Origin of the sequence: Streptomyces roseochromogenus subsp. oscitans DS 12.976 (assembly GCF_000497445.1) — a bacterium.
GTDB lineage: Bacteria > Actinomycetota > Actinomycetes > Streptomycetales > Streptomycetaceae > Streptomyces > Streptomyces oscitans.
The window spans coordinates 6516331-6533731 of sequence record NZ_CM002285.1; the positions used below are offsets into that span (position 1 = coordinate 6516331).

At 70.6% G+C, this 17401-nt stretch carries 28 protein-coding genes; 27 read left to right on the forward strand and 1 reads right to left on the reverse strand.

The genetic code is table 11. The features are described from left to right. The coding region (locus tag M878_RS77835; protein ID WP_023550793.1) for a ComEC/Rec2 family competence protein at positions 1-1073 on the forward strand (1073 nt) is incomplete at its 5' end. Beyond that, positions 1051-2739, forward strand: a complete 1689-nt coding sequence (locus M878_RS77840) for a recombinase family protein (protein WP_078630419.1) — start codon at positions 1051-1053, stop codon at positions 2737-2739. The genes M878_RS77835 and M878_RS77840, both read left to right, overlap by 23 nt. Before the next feature lie 974 nt (positions 2740-3713). Here M878_RS77840 and M878_RS92475 read toward each other — a convergent pair. Further along, on the reverse strand, positions 3714-4226 hold the full coding sequence (locus M878_RS92475) for a helix-turn-helix domain-containing protein (protein ID WP_158692788.1): 513 nt from the start codon (positions 4224-4226) through the stop codon (positions 3714-3716). A gap of 151 nt (positions 4227-4377) precedes the next feature. Here M878_RS92475 and M878_RS77850 point away from each other — a divergent pair, with 151 nt between their 5' ends. The 25 genes from M878_RS77850 to M878_RS77965 all read left to right on the forward strand — a co-directional run bounded on the left by M878_RS77850 (position 4378) and on the right by M878_RS77965 (position 17309). Then, the gene (locus M878_RS77850; protein WP_037730917.1) at positions 4378-4608 is read left to right on the forward strand and encodes a helix-turn-helix domain-containing protein; all 231 of its coding nucleotides are present in this window, start codon (positions 4378-4380) and stop codon (positions 4606-4608) included. Further along, complete coding sequence (locus M878_RS77855; protein WP_023550797.1) at positions 4608-4790, forward strand: hypothetical protein; 183 nt, start codon at positions 4608-4610, stop codon at positions 4788-4790. Before M878_RS77850 ends, M878_RS77855 begins: the two co-directional genes overlap by 1 nt. Before the next feature lie 78 nt (positions 4791-4868). After that, positions 4869-5093, forward strand: a complete 225-nt coding sequence (locus M878_RS77860; RefSeq protein ID WP_158692789.1) for a hypothetical protein — start codon at positions 4869-4871, stop codon at positions 5091-5093. Next, the gene (locus tag M878_RS97780) at positions 5086-5391 is read left to right on the forward strand and encodes a hypothetical protein (RefSeq protein ID WP_023550799.1); all 306 of its coding nucleotides are present in this window, start codon (positions 5086-5088) and stop codon (positions 5389-5391) included. Before M878_RS77860 ends, M878_RS97780 begins: the two co-directional genes overlap by 8 nt. Further along, complete coding sequence (locus M878_RS77870; RefSeq protein WP_158692790.1) at positions 5381-6031, forward strand: response regulator transcription factor; 651 nt, start codon at positions 5381-5383, stop codon at positions 6029-6031. Before M878_RS97780 ends, M878_RS77870 begins: the two co-directional genes overlap by 11 nt. After that, complete coding sequence (locus tag M878_RS77875) at positions 6028-6393, forward strand: hypothetical protein (RefSeq protein WP_023550801.1); 366 nt, start codon at positions 6028-6030, stop codon at positions 6391-6393. The genes M878_RS77870 and M878_RS77875 overlap by 4 nt, the downstream gene beginning before the upstream one ends. Then, positions 6393-6863, forward strand: coding sequence for a hypothetical protein (locus M878_RS77880; RefSeq protein ID WP_023550802.1), 471 nt, complete (start codon positions 6393-6395; stop codon positions 6861-6863). The genes M878_RS77875 and M878_RS77880 overlap by 1 nt, the downstream gene beginning before the upstream one ends. Further along, entirely contained in the window at positions 6860-8029 is a 1170-nt protein-coding gene (locus tag M878_RS77885) for a YqaJ viral recombinase family nuclease (RefSeq protein WP_023550803.1), read from the forward strand. The genes M878_RS77880 and M878_RS77885 overlap by 4 nt, the downstream gene beginning before the upstream one ends. Continuing rightward, the gene (locus tag M878_RS49155; protein ID WP_078630421.1) at positions 8026-8937 is read left to right on the forward strand and encodes a RecT family recombinase; all 912 of its coding nucleotides are present in this window, start codon (positions 8026-8028) and stop codon (positions 8935-8937) included. Before M878_RS77885 ends, M878_RS49155 begins: the two co-directional genes overlap by 4 nt. After that, positions 8934-9296 (forward strand): hypothetical protein, encoded by a 363-nt coding sequence (locus tag M878_RS77890; protein WP_023550805.1) that lies wholly within the window; start codon positions 8934-8936, stop codon positions 9294-9296. The genes M878_RS49155 and M878_RS77890 overlap by 4 nt, the downstream gene beginning before the upstream one ends. Next, complete coding sequence (locus M878_RS77895; protein ID WP_023550806.1) at positions 9293-9811, forward strand: hypothetical protein; 519 nt, start codon at positions 9293-9295, stop codon at positions 9809-9811. The genes M878_RS77890 and M878_RS77895 overlap by 4 nt, the downstream gene beginning before the upstream one ends. Further along, entirely contained in the window at positions 9808-10320 is a 513-nt protein-coding gene (locus M878_RS77900; RefSeq protein WP_158692791.1) for a hypothetical protein, read from the forward strand. Before M878_RS77895 ends, M878_RS77900 begins: the two co-directional genes overlap by 4 nt. 47 nt (positions 10321-10367) lie before the next feature. Further along, positions 10368-11648, forward strand: a complete 1281-nt coding sequence (locus M878_RS77905) for a hypothetical protein (protein WP_158692792.1) — start codon at positions 10368-10370, stop codon at positions 11646-11648. Then, complete coding sequence (locus M878_RS77910) at positions 11645-11956, forward strand: hypothetical protein (RefSeq protein WP_023550809.1); 312 nt, start codon at positions 11645-11647, stop codon at positions 11954-11956. The genes M878_RS77905 and M878_RS77910 overlap by 4 nt, the downstream gene beginning before the upstream one ends. A gap of 17 nt (positions 11957-11973) precedes the next feature. Further along, on the forward strand, positions 11974-12399 hold the full coding sequence (locus tag M878_RS77915; protein WP_023550810.1) for a hypothetical protein: 426 nt from the start codon (positions 11974-11976) through the stop codon (positions 12397-12399). After that, a complete protein-coding gene (locus M878_RS77920; RefSeq protein ID WP_023550811.1) occupies positions 12396-12752 on the forward strand; it encodes a hypothetical protein in 357 nt (118 codons plus the stop codon). Before M878_RS77915 ends, M878_RS77920 begins: the two co-directional genes overlap by 4 nt. Continuing rightward, positions 12749-13084: a hypothetical protein gene (locus M878_RS77925; RefSeq protein WP_023550812.1), complete on the forward strand. Its 336-nt coding sequence runs from the start codon at positions 12749-12751 to the stop codon at positions 13082-13084. The genes M878_RS77920 and M878_RS77925 overlap by 4 nt, the downstream gene beginning before the upstream one ends. After that, positions 13081-13335 carry a hypothetical protein gene (locus tag M878_RS77930; protein WP_023550813.1) on the forward strand — a complete coding sequence of 85 codons (255 nt, stop codon included), beginning with the start codon at positions 13081-13083 and terminating at the stop codon, positions 13333-13335. Before M878_RS77925 ends, M878_RS77930 begins: the two co-directional genes overlap by 4 nt. Positions 13336-13501: 166 nt before the next feature. Then, the gene (locus M878_RS77935; protein WP_023550814.1) at positions 13502-13861 is read left to right on the forward strand and encodes an HU family DNA-binding protein; all 360 of its coding nucleotides are present in this window, start codon (positions 13502-13504) and stop codon (positions 13859-13861) included. A 3-nt stretch (positions 13862-13864) separates the two neighbouring features. Next, on the forward strand, positions 13865-14323 hold the full coding sequence (locus M878_RS77940; RefSeq protein ID WP_023550815.1) for a WhiB family transcriptional regulator: 459 nt from the start codon (positions 13865-13867) through the stop codon (positions 14321-14323). After that, positions 14320-15366 carry a helix-turn-helix domain-containing protein gene (locus tag M878_RS96735; RefSeq protein WP_158692793.1) on the forward strand — a complete coding sequence of 349 codons (1047 nt, stop codon included), beginning with the start codon at positions 14320-14322 and terminating at the stop codon, positions 15364-15366. The genes M878_RS77940 and M878_RS96735 overlap by 4 nt, the downstream gene beginning before the upstream one ends. Positions 15367-15375: 9 nt before the next feature. Further along, positions 15376-15618 (forward strand): hypothetical protein, encoded by a 243-nt coding sequence (locus M878_RS77950; protein WP_023550817.1) that lies wholly within the window; start codon positions 15376-15378, stop codon positions 15616-15618. A 205-nt stretch (positions 15619-15823) separates the two neighbouring features. Continuing rightward, positions 15824-16246, forward strand: a complete 423-nt coding sequence (locus M878_RS99005; RefSeq protein WP_023550818.1) for a hypothetical protein — start codon at positions 15824-15826, stop codon at positions 16244-16246. Between the two features lie 180 nt (positions 16247-16426). Beyond that, positions 16427-16918 carry an Lsr2 family DNA-binding protein gene (locus tag M878_RS77960; protein WP_023550820.1) on the forward strand — a complete coding sequence of 164 codons (492 nt, stop codon included), beginning with the start codon at positions 16427-16429 and terminating at the stop codon, positions 16916-16918. A 145-nt stretch (positions 16919-17063) separates the two neighbouring features. Then, a complete protein-coding gene (locus M878_RS77965; protein ID WP_023550821.1) occupies positions 17064-17309 on the forward strand; it encodes a hypothetical protein in 246 nt (81 codons plus the stop codon). The last annotated feature ends 92 nt before the right edge of the window (positions 17310-17401 follow it).

Here is a 17401-nt window from a genome sequence, read left to right on the forward strand (position 1 = left end):
TGCTGTCGGCGCGGGTGAGCCTGGTGGCGGTGCCGTGCAACCTGCTGGCCGAGGTGGCGGTCGCACCGGCCACGGTACTGGGGTTCGCGGCGCTCGTGGTGGCACCGGTGGCCATGACCCTGGCCAAGGCGCTGGCCTGGTGCGCGGGTTGGCCGACCGGGTGGATCGCCGCAGTGGCCCGGACGGGGGCGGCGCTGCCCGGCGCGGGGGTGGCATGGCCGGGCAGCTGGCCGGGGGCGCTGGCGCTCGCGGCGGTCACCGTGGCTGTCGTCCTGGCCGGCCGGCGGCTGGCGCGGCACCCGTGGTGGTCCGGATTGCTCGGGGTGCTGCTTCTGCTGGTGGTGGTGCGGCCGGCGCCGCTGACCCGGGTGATCACGGGCTGGCCGCCGCCGGGCTGGCGGTTCGCGATGTGCGATGTCGGGCAGGGCGACGCGACCGTACTGGCGACGGGCGCGGGAGCCGGGGTGGTCGTGGACGCGGGACCCGATCCGGATCTGGTCGACCACTGTCTGCGACAGCTGGGGATCACGCGTGTCCCGCTCCTCGTCCTGACTCATTTCCACGCCGACCATGTGGCGGGACTGCCCGGTGTCCTACGGGGCCGCTCGGTGGCCGCGATCGAGACCACGGGCTTCGAGGAACCCGCCGACCAGGCCGCGTTCGTCAGAAGGGAGGCGGCGGCACGGCACATCCCGGTCACGCGGGCCGTGGCGGGAGAGGAACGGCGCACCGGACCGGTCTCCTGGCGGGTCCTGTGGCCTCCGCCGGGCGCCATGCCGCCCTCGGACCCTGAGGCCCCGGCATGGCCGGGCCCGGTGCCTGCGCCGGTGCCGGTGCCGGAGGATCCGAACGACGCCAGTGTCGCGATGCTGGTCCGCTCGGGCGGGCTGCGGCTGCTGTTGCTGGGCGATCTCGAACCGCCGGCCCAGCAGGCGTTGGTGCGGTCACCGGAGGCGGCCGAGCTGGCCGGTGTAGACGTAATGAAGGTGGCCCATCACGGATCTGCCTTACTCTTTGAGAACGCTAAGGCGGACGGCCGGGAGGGGAAACATGGCCTCACTGATGGCAGTTGAAGCCACGCAGGACCAGACAGTCACCAGGACAGCGCGCGAGTACCTGCGAGTGTCCAAGGGCAAGGGACGCACAGCGCGCAGCATCCGGGACCAGCACACCGACAACCTGGAGGCAGAGCAGGAATACGGGCCCTGGACCTGGGGCGAGCCTTTCCAAGACACTGGCTCGGCATCGAAGTTCGCCAGGAAGAGCCGCGACGACTTCGAGAGGCTCGTGGCTGACCTGGGCACCGGCGAGTTCGGGGTGCCCGGGGACGTGCTGGTGCTCTGGGAGATCTCCCGCCTCGCTCGCGAGACCGGCCGCGGCGTAGAGATCGTCGACCGGTGCGAAGAGCAGGGCTACCTGATCCACATCACCAGCCACGAGCGGACGTACAACCCGCGGAACTACAACGATCGGCACGAGCTGATCACCGGCATTGCTGATGCCGAACGGGAGGCGCGCCGCCTGTCCAAGCGGACCCTTCGCGGGCTGAACTCCGCTGCACGCGAAGGCCGTCCGCAGGGCCAGGTGCCGTTCGGGTACGCCCGTGACTACGAGGTCATCGATCGCCGGCCGCGCCCCGTCGCCCAGCACCCGCATGAGGTCGAGGGGCCGCTCGTGGCAGAACTGTTCGTCCGGGTGGCCGGTGCTCAGGACAACCGGCTCGGCGACGAGAAAGTGCCGCTGCTGTATTCGCGCCCCGCCAAGGCCGGTGACCAGCCGCTGCCGGAGACGATCTACGCCATCGCCAAGGAGTGGGAGGAGCGAGGCATTGTCAGCCGGGACCGTGTCGTCGACGGCGAGCACGTTCCGGGGATCCCGTTCAGTCCGCAGAATCTGCGCTCGATGCTGCTTCGCCCCGCGTACGCGGGCCTGCGCAAGCACAATGGCACGATCGTCCGCGAGCAGTGGAAGGGCTACACGCCGATCATCTCCCGTCCGCTGTTCGATCGCGTCCAGCAGATCCTCGCCGACCCATCCCGCCGCAAGTACACCGGGGAGCACATCAGGCACGTGCTGTCGATGACCATGCGGTGCGGGGTCTGCCGCCGTCCGATGGCGGTCATGGCCCGCAACAAGAACGGCAAGAAGGCTGCGATCGGCTACCAGGGTCATCCGTGCGGGCACGTGTGGATCCCGAAGGAGGACACGGACCACCTCATCATCGGCGAGCTCGACCGCTTCGACCCGGAGACCGGCGAGCGGCTTCCGCCGAAGCTCGGCGTGATCCTGACATGGCTGGCGAACCCGGACCGCCACACGGCGCTGCGCCACCGCCCCGATGATGACGCGAAGACGAAGAGGATGCGCACCGAACTAGAACAGCTCAACAGGGAGCTGCGCCTGCTGAAGGACGCGCCCAAGCCCGCGACAGCCCTTGCCAGGATCGAACGCACCAAGGACATCGAGGAGTACGAGCAGCGCGTCGCCCAGGTGGAGGCGAAGCTGAGCAAGCTCACCACGCCAGCACCACTCGCCGCGCTCCTGCCGGACGAGCCCATCACCGATGTCGTGCGCTGGTGGCAGCAGACTGGCGTCGAGAAGCAGCGGGCCATCGCGGCGGCGCTTCTGACGCCCGGCATGCTGGGCGAGGTGCGCATCATGCCGTCGCCGGTCAAGAGGAACTCCGTCCCGGTAGCCGAGCGGATCGCCTGGCACCGGGAAGAGTCCGGCGTCGACTGACGGGAGGTCACGCGGCTCGGCTGAGGGGTGCCCCCCTGCTAGGGGGTCTGTCGGGGGATCCGGGCCCCGAGGCGTGCCTTGGCGGCAGGGCACGGCCGGTATGCCCCGGAGGGGCCGAACCGTTTCTGCGGATGTGGCAGCCGCCTTGCGGGGCGCCTCGGTGGCTATGCGTGGCAGCAATCGCTGGACTGTGGCTCGTCTGCGCGGTCTCAGACGGTGCTGGCGCGTCCGGACTCCGTTCTCCGATCGTGTGCGGCAGAGCCGACTGGGCCGCAACGCTGGTCGGGCTGGCGTCGTGCGTCAGCAGGTAGGGGCCGGGCGATGGCATGTGAGTGGCAGTCGCTGCGATGGTTGGCGCCGGCGCCGGTGGCTGACCGGTGGCGTCGCTGCTCCACGGCTGGGCGGTCACCAGAGTGACGGCTGTCACGGCGGTGGACGTGAGAGAGGTTCTGCTCTGCCGCAGGACGCGGCATGCTGCCGGGCTGAGCGTTGCCGGGGCGGCGACGGCTCCCCCGATGTAGAGGTCGAGGTGCCCCTTGTGGCGGACGGGCGCTTGGCCGCCTGGTGGGCCGTTAGATACTCCAGGGGCGGTGCCGTTGACGGCAGCCGCCTGGAGTCGGGGTTGGCTGTCGTCTTCTTCGTCGTACTCGTCGCCGTCGGCGATCAGTTGTCTCAGAAATGTCACTCGGGCTCGCTGGGCGCGCATCTGCCGGTCGACCCAGGTGATCTGTCGCCTCAGCTCGGTTATCTCTCCGAGCAGGCGCCGCAAGAACAGACCCCCATAGATGATGACGCCGAGCGCACCCGCGACGATGACTCCTGTCATGTGCATCCCCTGTTGCGTGTGCGTCGGGTCCCGTGCAACGCCTGGTGCGGCATATGCACGGGACTCGCATCGTGCGTCAGGAGTCACACCCCGTCACGCATATATGCATGGAACGTGACTGAAACGTTATGTGTGTTCGGTGGCCGAACTATCCGGCATGGCGAGGACGTTGGGGATCCCTCGCTGTCCAGGTCCTCCGTTTCCTGACCGTCTCGTAGTCGGCGGCCATCTCTCGGAGAACGTCGGCCCGGTCCTCCGGGTCCACGTCTTCAAGTGCGGCGTCGATCATCCGTCGCACGTGCGGAGGTGCCGCGCGAAGCGCTGGCGGCATCTCCGAGGGCTGCTCGCCCTGGGCTGAGACCTGAGCCTCCTGGCGCTCCACTTCGCGCAGGATGGCGGCGGCGTCCTTGCGGCCGACCTCTTCCAGGCGGTCGGGGGTCACCCCGACCGTGAAGGCCATCGCGGCGAGGACGGGCGCCTTCACCTTCACCGGCTTGCGGTCCCGGCCGCGGTAGCCGGCCTCCATTTGTCGCCAGCTGGAGCCTGAGTACTTCGTGGTCATCCGGGCGGCTGCATGCTCGGGGCTCCAGCCGCGTGCTTCCCGGGCGATGCGGATGAGGGTCGCCTCGGGGGGCGGCCCGGTGCTGTCTTCTGTATCCATCTTCATTCCCCCTCGCGGTCACTCGTACTTTCTCGAACTTTATTGACGTTCGCCAGCTGACGCGAGCGCGTCCATCACCCCTTCACACGCTTCATCCAAATCCACGAGAAATCACTTGTGAAAAATGGTGACGGGTCGTACGGTCGTCAACATGAACGAAGACCCGAGAGCCTTCCGCCGTCGGCGGATCGAGGCCGGTCTGAGCCAGACCGACCTCGCTGAGAAGGCCGGGGTCAGCAAGAGCCACCTGTCGGACGTCGAGAACGGCCGCGCCGGGTTCAGCCCCAAGAACCTCAAGGCGATTGCCGAGGCCCTCGGCTGCGAGATCCGTGACCTGCTGCACCCCGAGCCCGCCGCCTCGACGTCGATGAGCGCTGCCTGATGAGCGTCCTGACGATTCAGCCCGGCGAGTCGGTCGACGACTTCATCAGCCGGATCGCGAACACCGCACCTGAGCCGTCATCGCGCCTGCTTGACCGCGTGCGCACGCTCCTCGCCATCGAGGAACCGGCCGTCACTCCGCTGTGCGCGGCACCGTCGCAGATCACCCGTGCAGCTGCCTGAACGCACTGAGGGCCCGCCGTGCACCCGGCGAGCCCTCGGCCCACCATCCATCACCTGAAGCGAACTGAGGTGGACCCGATGCAGACCAGCATCGCACACACCGATCTGCTCGGCTCCCGGCCGACGTTCATTCCCCCGCTCGGCATCGCCCGCACCATGGCACGCCAGGCGCTCGACCAGGCAAACGCCCTCGACCTGACCACCGTCAACTCCTTCACGGTGGCGCGCGAGTTCGGCGGCGTCTGTGAGCCCCTGCGGCAGGTCCTGGACGCCCTTGACGCGCAGGACGGGCGCCATGCCTGAGCCGCTCACCGACGAGTACCTGCGGGAGACGCAGCAGATCATCTCCGCCGTCCCGGCGGGCCCGTGGGATCCGATCCCCAACGACTACGGCACACCGGACGCGGTGGGCCCCATCTCCTTCCTGGAGACCGCCTCCGACGAGTACCAGATGCCCGTCATCGCGTTCGTCGGCCACGCCCGAGAGGCACTGCCCCGCTACGTCGGCGAGGTGTCCCGGCAGCGCGCCCAGATTCGAGCGCTGGAGCACCGCGTGCGCCAGCTGGAGCAGCCGAAGGACGGTGACCGTCGTGACTGCTGAGCCCCTCGGCCCGCTCGCCCTGGCCCGCATCCGCACCAGCGTGAAGCGCAACCCGGACCACCCAGCCGCGCGGACCATTCAGCTGCTGCTCGACGAGATCGACCGACTCAAGTCGCCTGTGGCACTCGCCGAGTGGCACCCCGATGCTGAGTGCCCGCTGACCCGCCGACAGCTGGAGATCCTCGCCCGGACCGCCAACGGCGAGACCTGCGAACAGATCGGCCCGCAGATCGGCATCGACCCCAAGTCCGTGCGCAAGCACCGGCAGGCCATCATGCGGCGGCTCAGCGTGAGGTCGACGCCGTCGGCGGTCGCCGTCTGTCTCGTGAACGGCTGGATCCCGGACGGCGTGCTCCACCTCCCCAGGCACCAGCGCCGCATGTCGACCGTCGTAGCCCGCAACACCTACCGGGAACGCGCGGCAGTGCTGCGGCAGACGCCCGGCGAGTGGGGCACGGTCGCCGTCTACGACAGCGGCGCGACAGCCCGGCAGAGCGCCTACCGGCTGCGCACCGGTGCCTTCGTGGCCTTCCGCCCGGCCGGTAAGTGGGAGGCCGAGGCCTTCACCAGCGACGGCGTCCATGGCGTCCGAGCCCGCTTCACCGGCACCCCCACCACCATCGAAAGGCAAGCATCGTGAGCGCCCACACGCTCGACTACCGGGGCACAGTCGTGCCCGAAGAAGACCCGGTCTGGGAGCAGGTGCGTGCCCAGCTGATCTCCCTGGCCGAGCAGTACCCCGTCGGCCTCCGCGTCGTCCACGCCTGCGGCCGACAGGGCACCGTCACCCTCGACCAGGCCGAGCACGTCCCCGGCCTCTTCAACGGCAAGCCGGCCGCCGTCTGCCTGACCGGCGAGTGGCGCGAGCCGATGGTGTTCGCGCACTGGGAGAACGAAGCCGAGCTGACCTGGGGCGTCTGGGTGCCGGTCGCGAGCATCCGGCGCGGCACCGCTCCGGTCGCTAACCGGCCCGGCAACAAGTCCCGGATCGGCGGCCGCTGATGCGCTACGCCACCATCACCCCCGACGGCGAACTCGCCCACCACGACGACGAGCCCGACTGGCACGCGCTCGTCGGACCCGAGAACAAGGCGCGCGTCAGCCTGCGCGGCTTGGCGGTCACCGGCTGGGTCAACGACGTTGGCTTGCTCCTCCCGGAGCGGTACCCGCGCAACGTCATCGGATCGTGCGTGCTCGCCTCCCTCGGTGCCGCCGTGCAGCCGTACGCCGGGACGATCGTCCTCACCGGCTGGAACCCGGACAACACGCCTCGGGGCTTGCTGGAGATCGAACCGCTGCCGCAGCCCGTACACCACCTCGACACCGTGCACGGCGACGTCCTCAAGGCCCTCGCCGGGCAGACCCCGCGCGAGCTGTCGCCCAGCTGGGCTGAGTCGATGCGCGAGGTCGCCGAGCACGTCCGGACGGCGCCCGCCCCGTCGCTCACGCTGCGGCCGGTGAGGCTGTCGTGAAGACCTCCCGCTCGAAGTCAACGTCACCCGCCGACGGTCCGCGCGACGCCGCTGCGGGAGCCAAGGCAGGAGAGGGGACGCTCCGTTCTACCCCTGAGACCCCGCCTGCTTCGAGCGGGACCCTGACCGGCCCGGTCACCCCCACCGCTCGCCTGCTGCTGCCTGCCGGTGCCCCCGAGGACGTCTGGCGCGCTGCCCGGCAGGGCGGCATCGGCGGGTCGGACGTGGCCGCCATCCTCGGCATGGACGCCCACCGCGGACCGCTGCACGTGTGGCTGGAGAAGACCGGACAGGCGCCCGAACGGCGTGACGTCCGACTGGAGCGGTCCGCCCGACGCGGCCACCGCCTGGAGTCCCTCGTGGCGGAGTTCTTCGCCGAGGAGTCCGGCCTGACCGTGCTCGACTCGCCGGGCACCCTCCAGCACATCGACCACCCGCACTGGGTCGCCAACCCGGACCGGCTCACCGTCGCCCCCGACGGCCAGGCGCGCGACGAACTGGGCGTCCTGGAGTGCAAGACCCGCACCTGGCGCTCCGCCCGGATCGAGGGCTGGCACGGCGACCAGGCCCCCGACCGGCCCGCCATCCAGGCGCACTGGTACCTGACCGTCACCGGCTACCGGTACGCCTACGTCGCCGGGCTCATCGATGACGACCTGGAGTGGTGGCGGCTTGAGCGCGACGACGAGCTGTGCCAGATGCTCGCCAACGCCGTTGACCGGTTCTGGCACGACCACGTGATGGCCGGCCTACCGCCGAAGCCGGACGGCACCGAGGCCACCGCAGAGCTGCTGGCCCGTATGTGGGTCGCCCGCGAAGAGGCCACGGTCGAGGTCGACCCGGTCGAGACGATGCTGCTGAAGCAGCGGCGCCGCGAGCTGAAGGAACAGATCGGCACCCGCTTCGACGAGCTGACCGAGATCGAGAACCGGATGCGGCAGATCGCCGGTGACGCCGAGGTCGCCACGATCGGCGGCCGCCCGGCCTACACGTGGCGGCAGAACGGCCAGTTCGCCTCCGCCCGGTTCCGCGACGCCGAGCCGCAGCTCGCCGCCGAATACACCCGCCTGGTCCTGGCCGTCGACACCGAGCGGCTCGCCCAGGAGCACCCCGAGACGTATCGCAAGTACCGGGCCCGCGTGCTGCGCGTGCCCTCGGAAGGATGACCATGGCCGACCTCAAGGACCGTGTGAAGCAGGCCACCAGCGGCGCGGACGACCAGCAGCCGGAGCAGCAGCCGGTCACCGATCTCGCCGTCGGCGACACCGCGCGGCAGTGGCTCCAGCGCCGGACGACGTACTTCACCGACGCGCTGCCCCGGCACATTGACCAGGCGCACTTCATGGCCGTCGCCCAGGCCGTGATGCCGAACCTGACGAAGTGCACCCCGGCGAGCATTCACACGTCGCTGCTCGCGTGCGCCCGGTTCGGGCTGGAGCCCGACGGGCGGCAGGCCGCGATCACCCCGTACGGGGACACCGCGACCTTCCAGCCGATGTACGAGGGCTACATCGAGCTGATGTACCGGCATCCGCGCATCGACTCGGTGCACTTCGGCTGGATCCGGGAGAAGGACCAGTGGGACTACACGCCCACCGAGCCGAGCCCCCGCGACTTCTTCCACAAGCCGCGCATCGACCTCACCGACGAAGAGCGAGGCCCGGTCATCTTGGCTTGGGCGTTCGCGTGGATCGACGGCCGCCGCTCCCAGGTGATCATCCTCAACCGGCAGCAGGCGACCCAGATCCGGGACAAGTACTCGAAGGCCTTCAAGAACGCCGAGCGGAAGAACACCCGCGACTCCGCCTGGCACACCGACTTCGACGCCATGTGGGCCAAGTCCTGCGTGCGTCGGCTCGTCAAGGTCGTGCCGACGTCCACCGAACTGACCGAGCTGATCCAGACCGACGACGACCTGGACGACACGCAGTCTGCGCCGCCCGTGATCCGGGGCACCGTGATCGCGCGCGACGAACAGCCCGACACCAGCGAGCAGCCGTCGGCGGCCTGGCCGAAGACGGCCCAGCCCGGCTCCGCCGCCCAGGACAACAGCGAGGCCGGTGAGCAGGCATGACCCCCGACGAACGCCGAGAGGCCGTCGTCCGCGACTTCACCCGGCGCGGCATCCGCACCGTCACCCGCGAGCAGTACAGCCGACAGGGCATGCTCGACGCGGTCCGGGAGAACCGGCGCCGCCACCGGCACGACTCGAAGACCCAGTGGATCGAGCACGCGGCACATCACGTGGCCGAGGAGATCGCCGCCGTCGTCGACGTGTCTCTCGACGACATCGCCACCGTGCTGCTGGCCGCCGGCGGGGTCGGTGGAGTCCTTGCCGAACTGCACGGGCTGCACGGCACCACGCTGGCCGGGGTGTTCCAGACGGCCGCTGACGACCTGGACCGGCGTGCGAACGGCGGCGTGCAGCTGTGAGCGGGCACCGGGTGGTCGGTCTCGACCTGTCCATGACCGCGACCGGCGTGGCCCTGTGGGACGGCACGACGGTCACGGTGAAGCTCAAGGGAACTGGCGACCAACGCCTGATCGGCCTCCGCGATGCCCTGGCGTACATGGTGGACGGCTCCGAGTTGGCCGTGATCGAGGACATGCCCGCGCGGCTCCAGGCCAACGCCGCGAAGGCCGTCGGCTTCGTCCACGGCACCGTGCGCACGCTGCTGTTGGACCTGCGGGTGCCGTACGCCGCCGTATCCCCGGCGACCCTCAAGGCCTACGCGACCGGCAAGGGCAACGCCGACAAGACGGCCATGGCGATCGCGGCTCTGAAACGCGCGGGCCTGGAGTTCGGCGACGACAACGAGTGCGACGCCTGGTGGCTTCGCATGGCGGGCCTGGACTGGCTCGGCCGCCCTGAGTTCTCCCTGCCCGCCGCCCAGCGCGACCGGCTCATCAAGGCCACCTGGCCCGTCCCGAAGGGCAACCCCTCGTGACACAGATGAAGTTCGACGCCAAGGTCAGCGCGTCGGCCCAGGAGGCGCTGGAGCCGCACGTGCGGCCGGTGTACGACCAGCCCGGTGCCCGGCGGCTGTTCCTCGGCGAGTTTGCTCACATCGAGCGGACCGAGCCCGCCCCGGGCACGGAGAAAGAGGCCTCCGTCAAGGTGCGCATCACGCACCTGGAGCTGCCGACCAAGGAGCAGGAGGACGCAGTCAGGGAGGCACTGCGCTTCCTCCACCTCCAGCGCACCGCACACGGCACGTTCGACGACGACGGCCAACTGGAGCTGTCCGACAGCACCCTGCGGCTCACCGGAGGAATGCTCGCCTTCATCGAGACCGCCCGTCTGCGCGCCGGCCTGGAGCACTGGCGCGAGTACGCCCGGCGGATCCTGCATGGCCCCGACCTCACGGTCACCGAGGTGCGGCACGAGATGCAGGCCCTCGCCGACGGCCTCACCGCCGTCCTCAACACCGCCCGCGACCACGACAGCGACGCCTGATCCCTGGCTGACCCCGCTCCGCCGCACCTCGAAGGGAGGTGACCCCCGTGCCTCAGCGCGTCCGTGTGCCGCTGCGCGTCGTCGTCGGCTTCTACAGCGACGCCGCCGTGTCCGTGTACACGAAGATCGCCGCCCTGGAGCGGCGCGAGACCGGCTGCGAGGCCGGGGTCACCTACCTCGCGGCGCTGCTGGGCATCTCCCAGTCCACCGTCGAGCGCGCCCTGACCCAGCTGATGCGCCCGGCCCCGGACGACGACATAGCCGAGGTCACCAGCTACCGGCGCACCCTGCCCGGCGGCACCGGCACGACGGCCGTACGGCGCGTGCGCGTCGTCGGCCGAGCCGAGCACGGCGCATGGGTGCCGACCCGGGCCGCCGAGGCCCTGAGCCCCCGGCAGCTGCGCGCGTACGCCGCTCTCTCCTACGCCACTGCCACCGGCCACCACATCACCCTCGCCGACCTCGGCAGGGTCCTGCGGCACCGGTCCGGGAAGAAGGCCGGCGAACCCCTCGACCCGCGTTCCATCCGCCGCATCCTTCGGGCCCTGGAAGCCCTGGGCTGGATCAGCGTGGACCGGCGCGCCGGGTACCGCGGCCGCCACCTCTACACCGTGCACGACGAACCGGTGCAGGCGGCTTTGACTGCGGATCTTGATGACGGATCGGGTGCGGATCTTGGTGATGGTTCCCTCGCGTCTAAGGAACACCACCTGACTGACTCACCCGATGATCCGCCCCCCGATGCTTCTGCTATCCGCCGTAGGCGAGAGCAGGTAGTAGCGCGAGGGGCTGTGGAAAACCCGTCGCTGCCGCCCGCGTTCCGGCGCCCGTACGCGGGGCCGCAGCTGGCTCTCGCTCCGCGGATCTGGCGAGTCCTCGAACCGGTGAAGGCGCTCGTGTCCGGCCTGTCGCCGTACGTCGTGCGGCGGCTGGCCCGGGAGATCGGCCGCCAGCTCGACGAGGGCCAGGAGCCCGAACGGCTCCGCGCACGCCTGGAGTTCCGGGTCCTGTCGACGCAGGACATCCGCGACCCGGGCCGGTGGCTGCTTGGCGCGGCCGTCGTCCGGCACGGCTGCGGGCTCGTCGACTGCGAGTCCGGGCGGATCTGGCGCACCGGCGCCGCCTGCGAGGTCTGCGCCGACCTGCGCGCGGCCGACGGGCACAGACCGCCCTCCGGGCCGCCCGGCCCGAGACGGCCCACGTACCCCCGGCCGCCCGGCCGCTGGCCCGAGTGCCAGTCCTGCGGCGCCCCGTCCCGCCAGCCACTGCCCGACCGCCTGTGCCGCCCCTGCCGACCGCCCGCCGACCTGCTGAGGAGCCTGCGATGAGCGACGTGCCACGCCCGGCCACCGCGCAGCTGCTCGCGCTCGCGGAGGCCTCCCGACCGGACTGGTCCGTCGACCGGCTCCGCGACGTCCTCGCCCAAGTCCGCTTCCACGACGACATGAGCTTCGGCCGCCTGGTCGTTGCCGTCGCCCAGCTGATCGCGGATCCCGACGCTGAGCCGCCCGACCTGCTCGCCGCGCGGCCCGAGGCCTGGCGGCAGCGCCGGCACTCTCCCGGGCCCGAGACAGCACACCGAGGCGCTGCCGCTGTTCGCGCGGCCCTCAACACCCAAACCGACAGCACCATTTGATCCGAGAGGAGACGGCGATGACCGCGACGACGCACATCGCCGCACCAGCCAATGGCGCAGCACAGACCCGCCCGCTGACCGGCCTGCGTACTTGGTGGGCCGGCTTCACCCTCAAGCACTCCCACCGCGTCCAGGCGGCCACGTTCCAGCGGCTGCACGACAGCCTTCCCCTGGACGACCCTGACCGGTACGCCCTGGAGTCTCCGGCACTTGAGCGCGCTCTCCAGCGGCTGGCCGCCGACCACCCGACCGAGGTCACTCCGGCCGACGGCGGCCCGGCCGCCCGCGACCGGGACCGCGAGCAACTGCTGCTCGCCACGTGTGACGCATGGTTCCGCGACGTTCACGGTCCCGAGCACCGCTGGTCGCCGCGAACCGTCGCCAACTACGAGCAGCTCCAGTTCGACGTCCGCTCCTGCTTCCACGCGGACGGCGCCGCATGAACACTGAGACGGCGCCCGAGCACACCGCCCAAGAGACCGCGCGGCTCGCCCTGCGGGACTCGCTGCGGCGCATCACCGGCCGCGCCGTCGCCGAGGTCAGGATCACCCGCGTGCGGTGGGAGGACGGCTATCGCTGGTGCGCGATGGTGCTCACCGTCGACCGTCAGCCGCCCTTCGGTCACCACGAAGTGCCCCTGACCGAGGGCCACCAGCACCACACGATCGCTCTGCTGCTGAGGGACGCGTTCCCGCGCGCCAACTGGGCCACCGCCCAGGACTACGACGTCGAGACCGGGACCCTGCACGAGCACATCGTGCGGCTCCCCGAGTGCCTGCGAGGTAACGAGCCATGAGGTACCCCCATCTGCTGGTCGCTGCGATGACCAGCTGCTTCTTCATCGGTGGATCGCTCGGCACGCTCGCCGGGGCGCTCGCCGCGACGCCGGTCCACGGAACCGTCGCCGTCATCGCGTGGACGCTCGTCGGCCTGGCGGTGGCCGTCGCCATTGCCGTGCTCGTCGACGTGGCTTACACGCGGATCAAGAAGCGCCTCGCCGCTCGCCGCGCAGAGTGCACCGCCCGAGACTTCCGTGCGTCCATCGAGGGCGGCCTGACCGAGTCCTTCGACACCTTCTCGCGTCGCCTCGACCAGTCCGGCCCGAAGGCTTCCGGGGGCTCGGAATGACTGCCCCGGCCTTCATCCGCCGCTGGCGCACCCGCCTCAGCGACGCCCAGACCAACCGGCTCCGCGCCCAGCTCGCCGCGGAGAGGGACCGCAGTCGGCGTCTGGAGCAGCGCCTCGCTGGCCTCCAGGCCGCGAACGAAGGCGCCTACCGCGCGCTGCGTGAGCACACCGGCGGCGCGCGCTTCGAGCCCACGCAGCCGGTGGGCAGCCAGCCCCGGGTCTCGCTCACGAAGGAGCAGGCCGGCGCCTGACCTTGAGACTCCGCCCGCTGCCGGTGACACCGGCCCGGCGGCGGGCGGCACCACCCCGGCAAGGAGATCCATCCCATGAACGACGTCCCCGTCTGCCATCGCTGCAAGCGAGTCCACTGCATCTGCGGCTGACCCCGGTCACCGCCTTCACTCTCTGGAGCCTCCCTTGAAGAAGCACGTCATCAACGACCGCCTGAGCACTACCCGGTTGATCCAGGTCGTGGCTGCCGAACTCGGCACCACCCCCGCCGCCGTACGCGAGACGGTGATGACCACCTTCGACGTGATCGCCCGCGCCAACGCCTCCGGCCACGACGTGGCAATCACCAACTTCGTCACGTTCGTCTCGCACCGCGTCCAGCGGACCAAGCGCCGCAACCCGCAGACCGGTGAGATGTTCACCGCGCCCGCGCACCAGGTCGTCCGGCTGCGAGTCTCCGATCACCTCGCCGACGCCGTCCGCCGCCGCGACCGCACCGTCACCATCCGCAAGGCCCCCAAGGGCAGCCGGAAGCCTGCGGAGTGAGCCATGAGCTACACCGGATCCGTTCCCGACACTGCGGGCCGCCGCCTCGACTGGATGGAGCGCATGGCCTGCCGTAACGAGGACCCCGACCTGTTCTCGGACGAAGACCGGGAGCACGAGGCGCGCACGATCTGCATCGCGCGCTGCCCCGTGCGCTCGACGTGCCTGGCTCGGGTGAAGACGCTGGAGAGCGGCCTGCACCGCGACCAGCGCGACGGCGTCGTGGCCGGCCTCACCTACGCCGAGCGTCACCGCCTCGACGCCGACGCCGCCCACCGCGCGGACGACGCCCCGCTGCTGGTCTTCGACGGCACCGAGCGCTGCGGTACCCACTTGGCTCTGCTGCGGCACCTGTGGCTGGACGAGCCGATCGACGCCAAGTGCTGGAGCGGCAAGGTCATGCGAGACCGGGCGAGCCGCGTCTGGCACGCTGCCAACCCGCCACTCAAGGCGGCGTCATGAGCCCCGGTGTGCCGCGCGCGGACATCGTGGCCATGCTCGGCGAGGGGTTGTCCAACACGGCCATCGCCCGCGCGCTTGGCTGCGATCGCCACCGCGTCGCCGACATCCGGCGCGAGCTGGAGCTGCCGAATGTCGTCCAGCAGCCGCTCACCCGGGAACAGAAGTGGCGCAGCCTGACCCGACCGCTGGAAGACGGCCACCTGGAGTGGCTCGGCGAGCGCGTGGGAGCGGCCGGCACGCCCGTCATGCGCTACAAGGACCGCTCGTTCAGCCCGGCCGGGATCGCGTTCACCCTCCAGCACGGGAGGCAGCCGCAGGGCCGGGTCCAGCCCGAGTGCGGTGTACGACACTGCGTTGCCCCCGAGCACGTTGACGACGAACCCGGACGCCAGCAGACCCGGCGTGAACGTCGCGCCCGTCAGGGACTCGGCGACGCCCCAGCCACGTGCGTCCATGGCCACGATCAGACCGAGCACGGCCGGTTCGACCTCAATGGCACCGCGTACTGCGAGGCCTGCAAGCGCGAATGGAGGCGGAATCCGGCCGCCATGAAGGCGAGGACCGCCACCACTCGGGAGGATCAGCGCAGGACCATTGAGAAGCTGCTGCGCGAGGACACCCCTCATGTCCAGATCGCTCGCCAGCTGGGAGTCGCACCGGCCACAGTCCAGCGAGTCCGCGCGGACCTTGACCTGCCGCCAGCGCGGTCCGGCCGTCCCGACACCCACGCCTCGCTGGAAGAGGCGTTCCATGCGAACACCGAACTGGTCGAGGGCGGTCACCTGCGCTGGACCGGCTACACGAGTTCGGGCAGTCCGTACGTCTGTTACCGCCAAGAACGGATCACGGCTGGCAGGGTCGCGTTCGCCCTTCACCACGGGCGTACGCCCGACGGCCGGGTACAGGCGGGTTGCAGCATGCCGGGGTGCGTGGCGGGCGCCCACCTTGAGGACCGGCGGATCCGTGAGGCGGACCGGCGAGCCGACGCCGCGTTCGACGCGATCTTCGGCCCGGCTGCCGACCCGACCACTCCTACTCCCTGAAAGGCCCCTGTGTCCACGCTCAGCATCCTCGCTATCGCGGTCGGCGTACTCGCCGTCATCGGGCTCGGCTTCGGCCTGCCCGACCGCTGGTTCTGCGCCCTGCTCGCCCTGGCCTGCCTCATCGGCGGCGCCGACGCCGCCTACCGCGAACTCACCCTCTGGGCTTTCGCGTTCTTCGCTTCCGGCGCCATGTTCGCCGGCGCCTCGGTCCACGCCATCTACACCGCCCGCCGAGAGCGGAGGCGGCAATGACCTCCGGCCAGGTCTTCATTGTCGCCGTGATCGGCGGCCTGTCCGGCGTCGCCGGAATGTGCACCCTCGGGGCTGCTCTGCGGCCTCCGTCTGGCCATTGGACGCCTCGTGACCTACACGAGGCCCGCCGTGCGCGCCGCCGCGACCTCGCCGCCTGCCGGGCCATCGACGCACTCGGCACCACCAACCACCCGAAAAGGAACCGATGACCGCACCGATACCCCGCCTTTTCGTCCTCCGCCGCGACCGGGACATCACCGGCGTCTCCGGCCCCGGCGACGTTGCCGACGGCGTCCAGTGGGCGGACGGCTCCGTCGTCCTCCGCTGGCGCGCGCGGCCCTCCACGGCTGTCTGTGACAGCTTGGAGGTGATGTTGTCCGTGCACGGTCACGCTGGCGCCACCCGCGTCGTGTGGGCCGAGGACACCGAGAGCGGCGCACGGGCGGCTGCCGGCCGCGCCTACCAGTTGGCGGACCGCTGGGAGGCCGCGCACGGCTCGGCCATGTTCCTCGTGCGAGCCGCTGGCGCCGAGCTGCGCGACGTCCTCGACGAGCGGCAAGCGGGCGGCTCGGCGCAACTCGTGGAACTGGAGACGCACTGCCGCCTCCCGCATGAGATGGAGGTCTGAGCGCGTGATCTGCGCCCGCTGCGCCCACGCAGCAGACCAGCAGCTCGGCCGCGACGAGCACTGCGACGCGCAACCCAGCCCCGGGACGCCATGCGACTGCCAGCACCGCACCGAGCGCTACCAGCAGACGGCCATCGTCATCACACGGGGCGGCCGCCGGCGGTTGGAGCTGATTCAGCCGTGACTATCGCCGCCCTGCGCCGCCTTCTCGATGAGATCGACCAGCAGGGCGGCCCCGAAGCAGCCCGTGAGAACCGCCTGCACCTCTCCGACGAAAGCCCCGAGCACATGACCGCAACGACCGAGCCCCTGCCCGTCGGCCGGCTCCTCAAGTGGGCCGACGAGCAGCCCGACCGCGACGTGCGTGACCAGGCCGCCCGTGCCCGCGTAGCACTGGCCAGCCTGCGCAAGCGGTACGACACCGACCAGGAGCTGACGGCCATCACCACGGAGGCCGAGCAACTGAAGCAGCGCCTCGCGGAGTTGCTCGCCCGTAAGGAAGAGCTGATGCCGGTGAAGCCGAAGAAGCGCCGCGCTTCGCCCAGCTACGAGGCCGCGACCGTTCGCGCCTGGGCCCGCGAGAACAGCATTCCCTGCCCGCCCCTCGGCCGGGTGCCGAAGGCCGTGGTGGACGCCTGGTTGGCAGCCACGCGTGTGAGCACCGCTTCGTGATCGGCGCGTGCACGCCGAGCCCTCGTGTAAAAGAAATCACGAGAATTCACTTGTGGTGACTCGTGAATACTCGTAATATGGTTGTTGTGAGGCCAAGTTGACCGGCTAGCGGTCAGCTGACCACTCAATCACCCGAGGGGGAGTCATGTCGGACACGCTGATCCGCTCGCTCGACCTGATCGAGCCCGGCGACCTGGTCGTCTACCACGGGTCGATCACGGACCTGCACGGCCTGTGGCTGGCCACCCCTTGCCCGTGCGGCATCTGCCGCGCGATCGACCAGCTCGGCCTGGCGGAGGTGCGGTTCGCGCTCGCCGACCCGTGGGGCGAGCAGCCTGGCCCGTTCCACGTCCGCCGCCAGTCCGTCACCCGCTCCTTCGCTTGCGGCTGACGGAACACCAGACCGGCGGCCGTACTTCCCCCTACCGGCCGCCACCAGGGCCGCGCCCCGTACACCCACCCCACCCCGCGGGGCGCGGCCCG

What these genes read in the sequence shown, in the direction of transcription:
- M878_RS77840 (WP_078630419.1), top strand. Translation starts at nt 1,051, where the DNA reads ATGGCCTCACTGATGGCAGTTGAAGCCACGCAGGACCAGACAGTCACC.
- M878_RS99005 (WP_023550818.1), top strand. Translation starts at nt 15,824, where the DNA reads ATGACCGCACCGATACCCCGCCTTTTCGTCCTCCGCCGCGACCGGGAC.
- M878_RS97780 (WP_023550799.1), top strand. Translation starts at nt 5,086, where the DNA reads ATGCCTGAGCCGCTCACCGACGAGTACCTGCGGGAGACGCAGCAGATC.
- M878_RS96735 (WP_158692793.1), top strand. Translation starts at nt 14,320, where the DNA reads ATGAGCCCCGGTGTGCCGCGCGCGGACATCGTGGCCATGCTCGGCGAG.
- M878_RS92475 (WP_158692788.1), bottom strand. Translation starts at nt 4,226, where the DNA reads ATGGATACAGAAGACAGCACCGGGCCGCCCCCCGAGGCGACCCTCATC.
- M878_RS77860 (WP_158692789.1), top strand. Translation starts at nt 4,869, where the DNA reads ATGCAGACCAGCATCGCACACACCGATCTGCTCGGCTCCCGGCCGACG.
- M878_RS77940 (WP_023550815.1), top strand. Translation starts at nt 13,865, where the DNA reads ATGAGCTACACCGGATCCGTTCCCGACACTGCGGGCCGCCGCCTCGAC.
- M878_RS77850 (WP_037730917.1), top strand. Translation starts at nt 4,378, where the DNA reads ATGAACGAAGACCCGAGAGCCTTCCGCCGTCGGCGGATCGAGGCCGGT.
- M878_RS49155 (WP_078630421.1), top strand. Translation starts at nt 8,026, where the DNA reads ATGACCATGGCCGACCTCAAGGACCGTGTGAAGCAGGCCACCAGCGGC.
- M878_RS77915 (WP_023550810.1), top strand. Translation starts at nt 11,974, where the DNA reads ATGACCGCGACGACGCACATCGCCGCACCAGCCAATGGCGCAGCACAG.
- M878_RS77925 (WP_023550812.1), top strand. Translation starts at nt 12,749, where the DNA reads ATGAGGTACCCCCATCTGCTGGTCGCTGCGATGACCAGCTGCTTCTTC.
- M878_RS77890 (WP_023550805.1), top strand. Translation starts at nt 8,934, where the DNA reads ATGACCCCCGACGAACGCCGAGAGGCCGTCGTCCGCGACTTCACCCGG.
- M878_RS77920 (WP_023550811.1), top strand. Translation starts at nt 12,396, where the DNA reads ATGAACACTGAGACGGCGCCCGAGCACACCGCCCAAGAGACCGCGCGG.
- M878_RS77910 (WP_023550809.1), top strand. Translation starts at nt 11,645, where the DNA reads ATGAGCGACGTGCCACGCCCGGCCACCGCGCAGCTGCTCGCGCTCGCG.
- M878_RS77880 (WP_023550802.1), top strand. Translation starts at nt 6,393, where the DNA reads ATGCGCTACGCCACCATCACCCCCGACGGCGAACTCGCCCACCACGAC.
- M878_RS77855 (WP_023550797.1), top strand. Translation starts at nt 4,608, where the DNA reads ATGAGCGTCCTGACGATTCAGCCCGGCGAGTCGGTCGACGACTTCATC.
- M878_RS77965 (WP_023550821.1), top strand. Translation starts at nt 17,064, where the DNA reads ATGTCGGACACGCTGATCCGCTCGCTCGACCTGATCGAGCCCGGCGAC.
- M878_RS77930 (WP_023550813.1), top strand. Translation starts at nt 13,081, where the DNA reads ATGACTGCCCCGGCCTTCATCCGCCGCTGGCGCACCCGCCTCAGCGAC.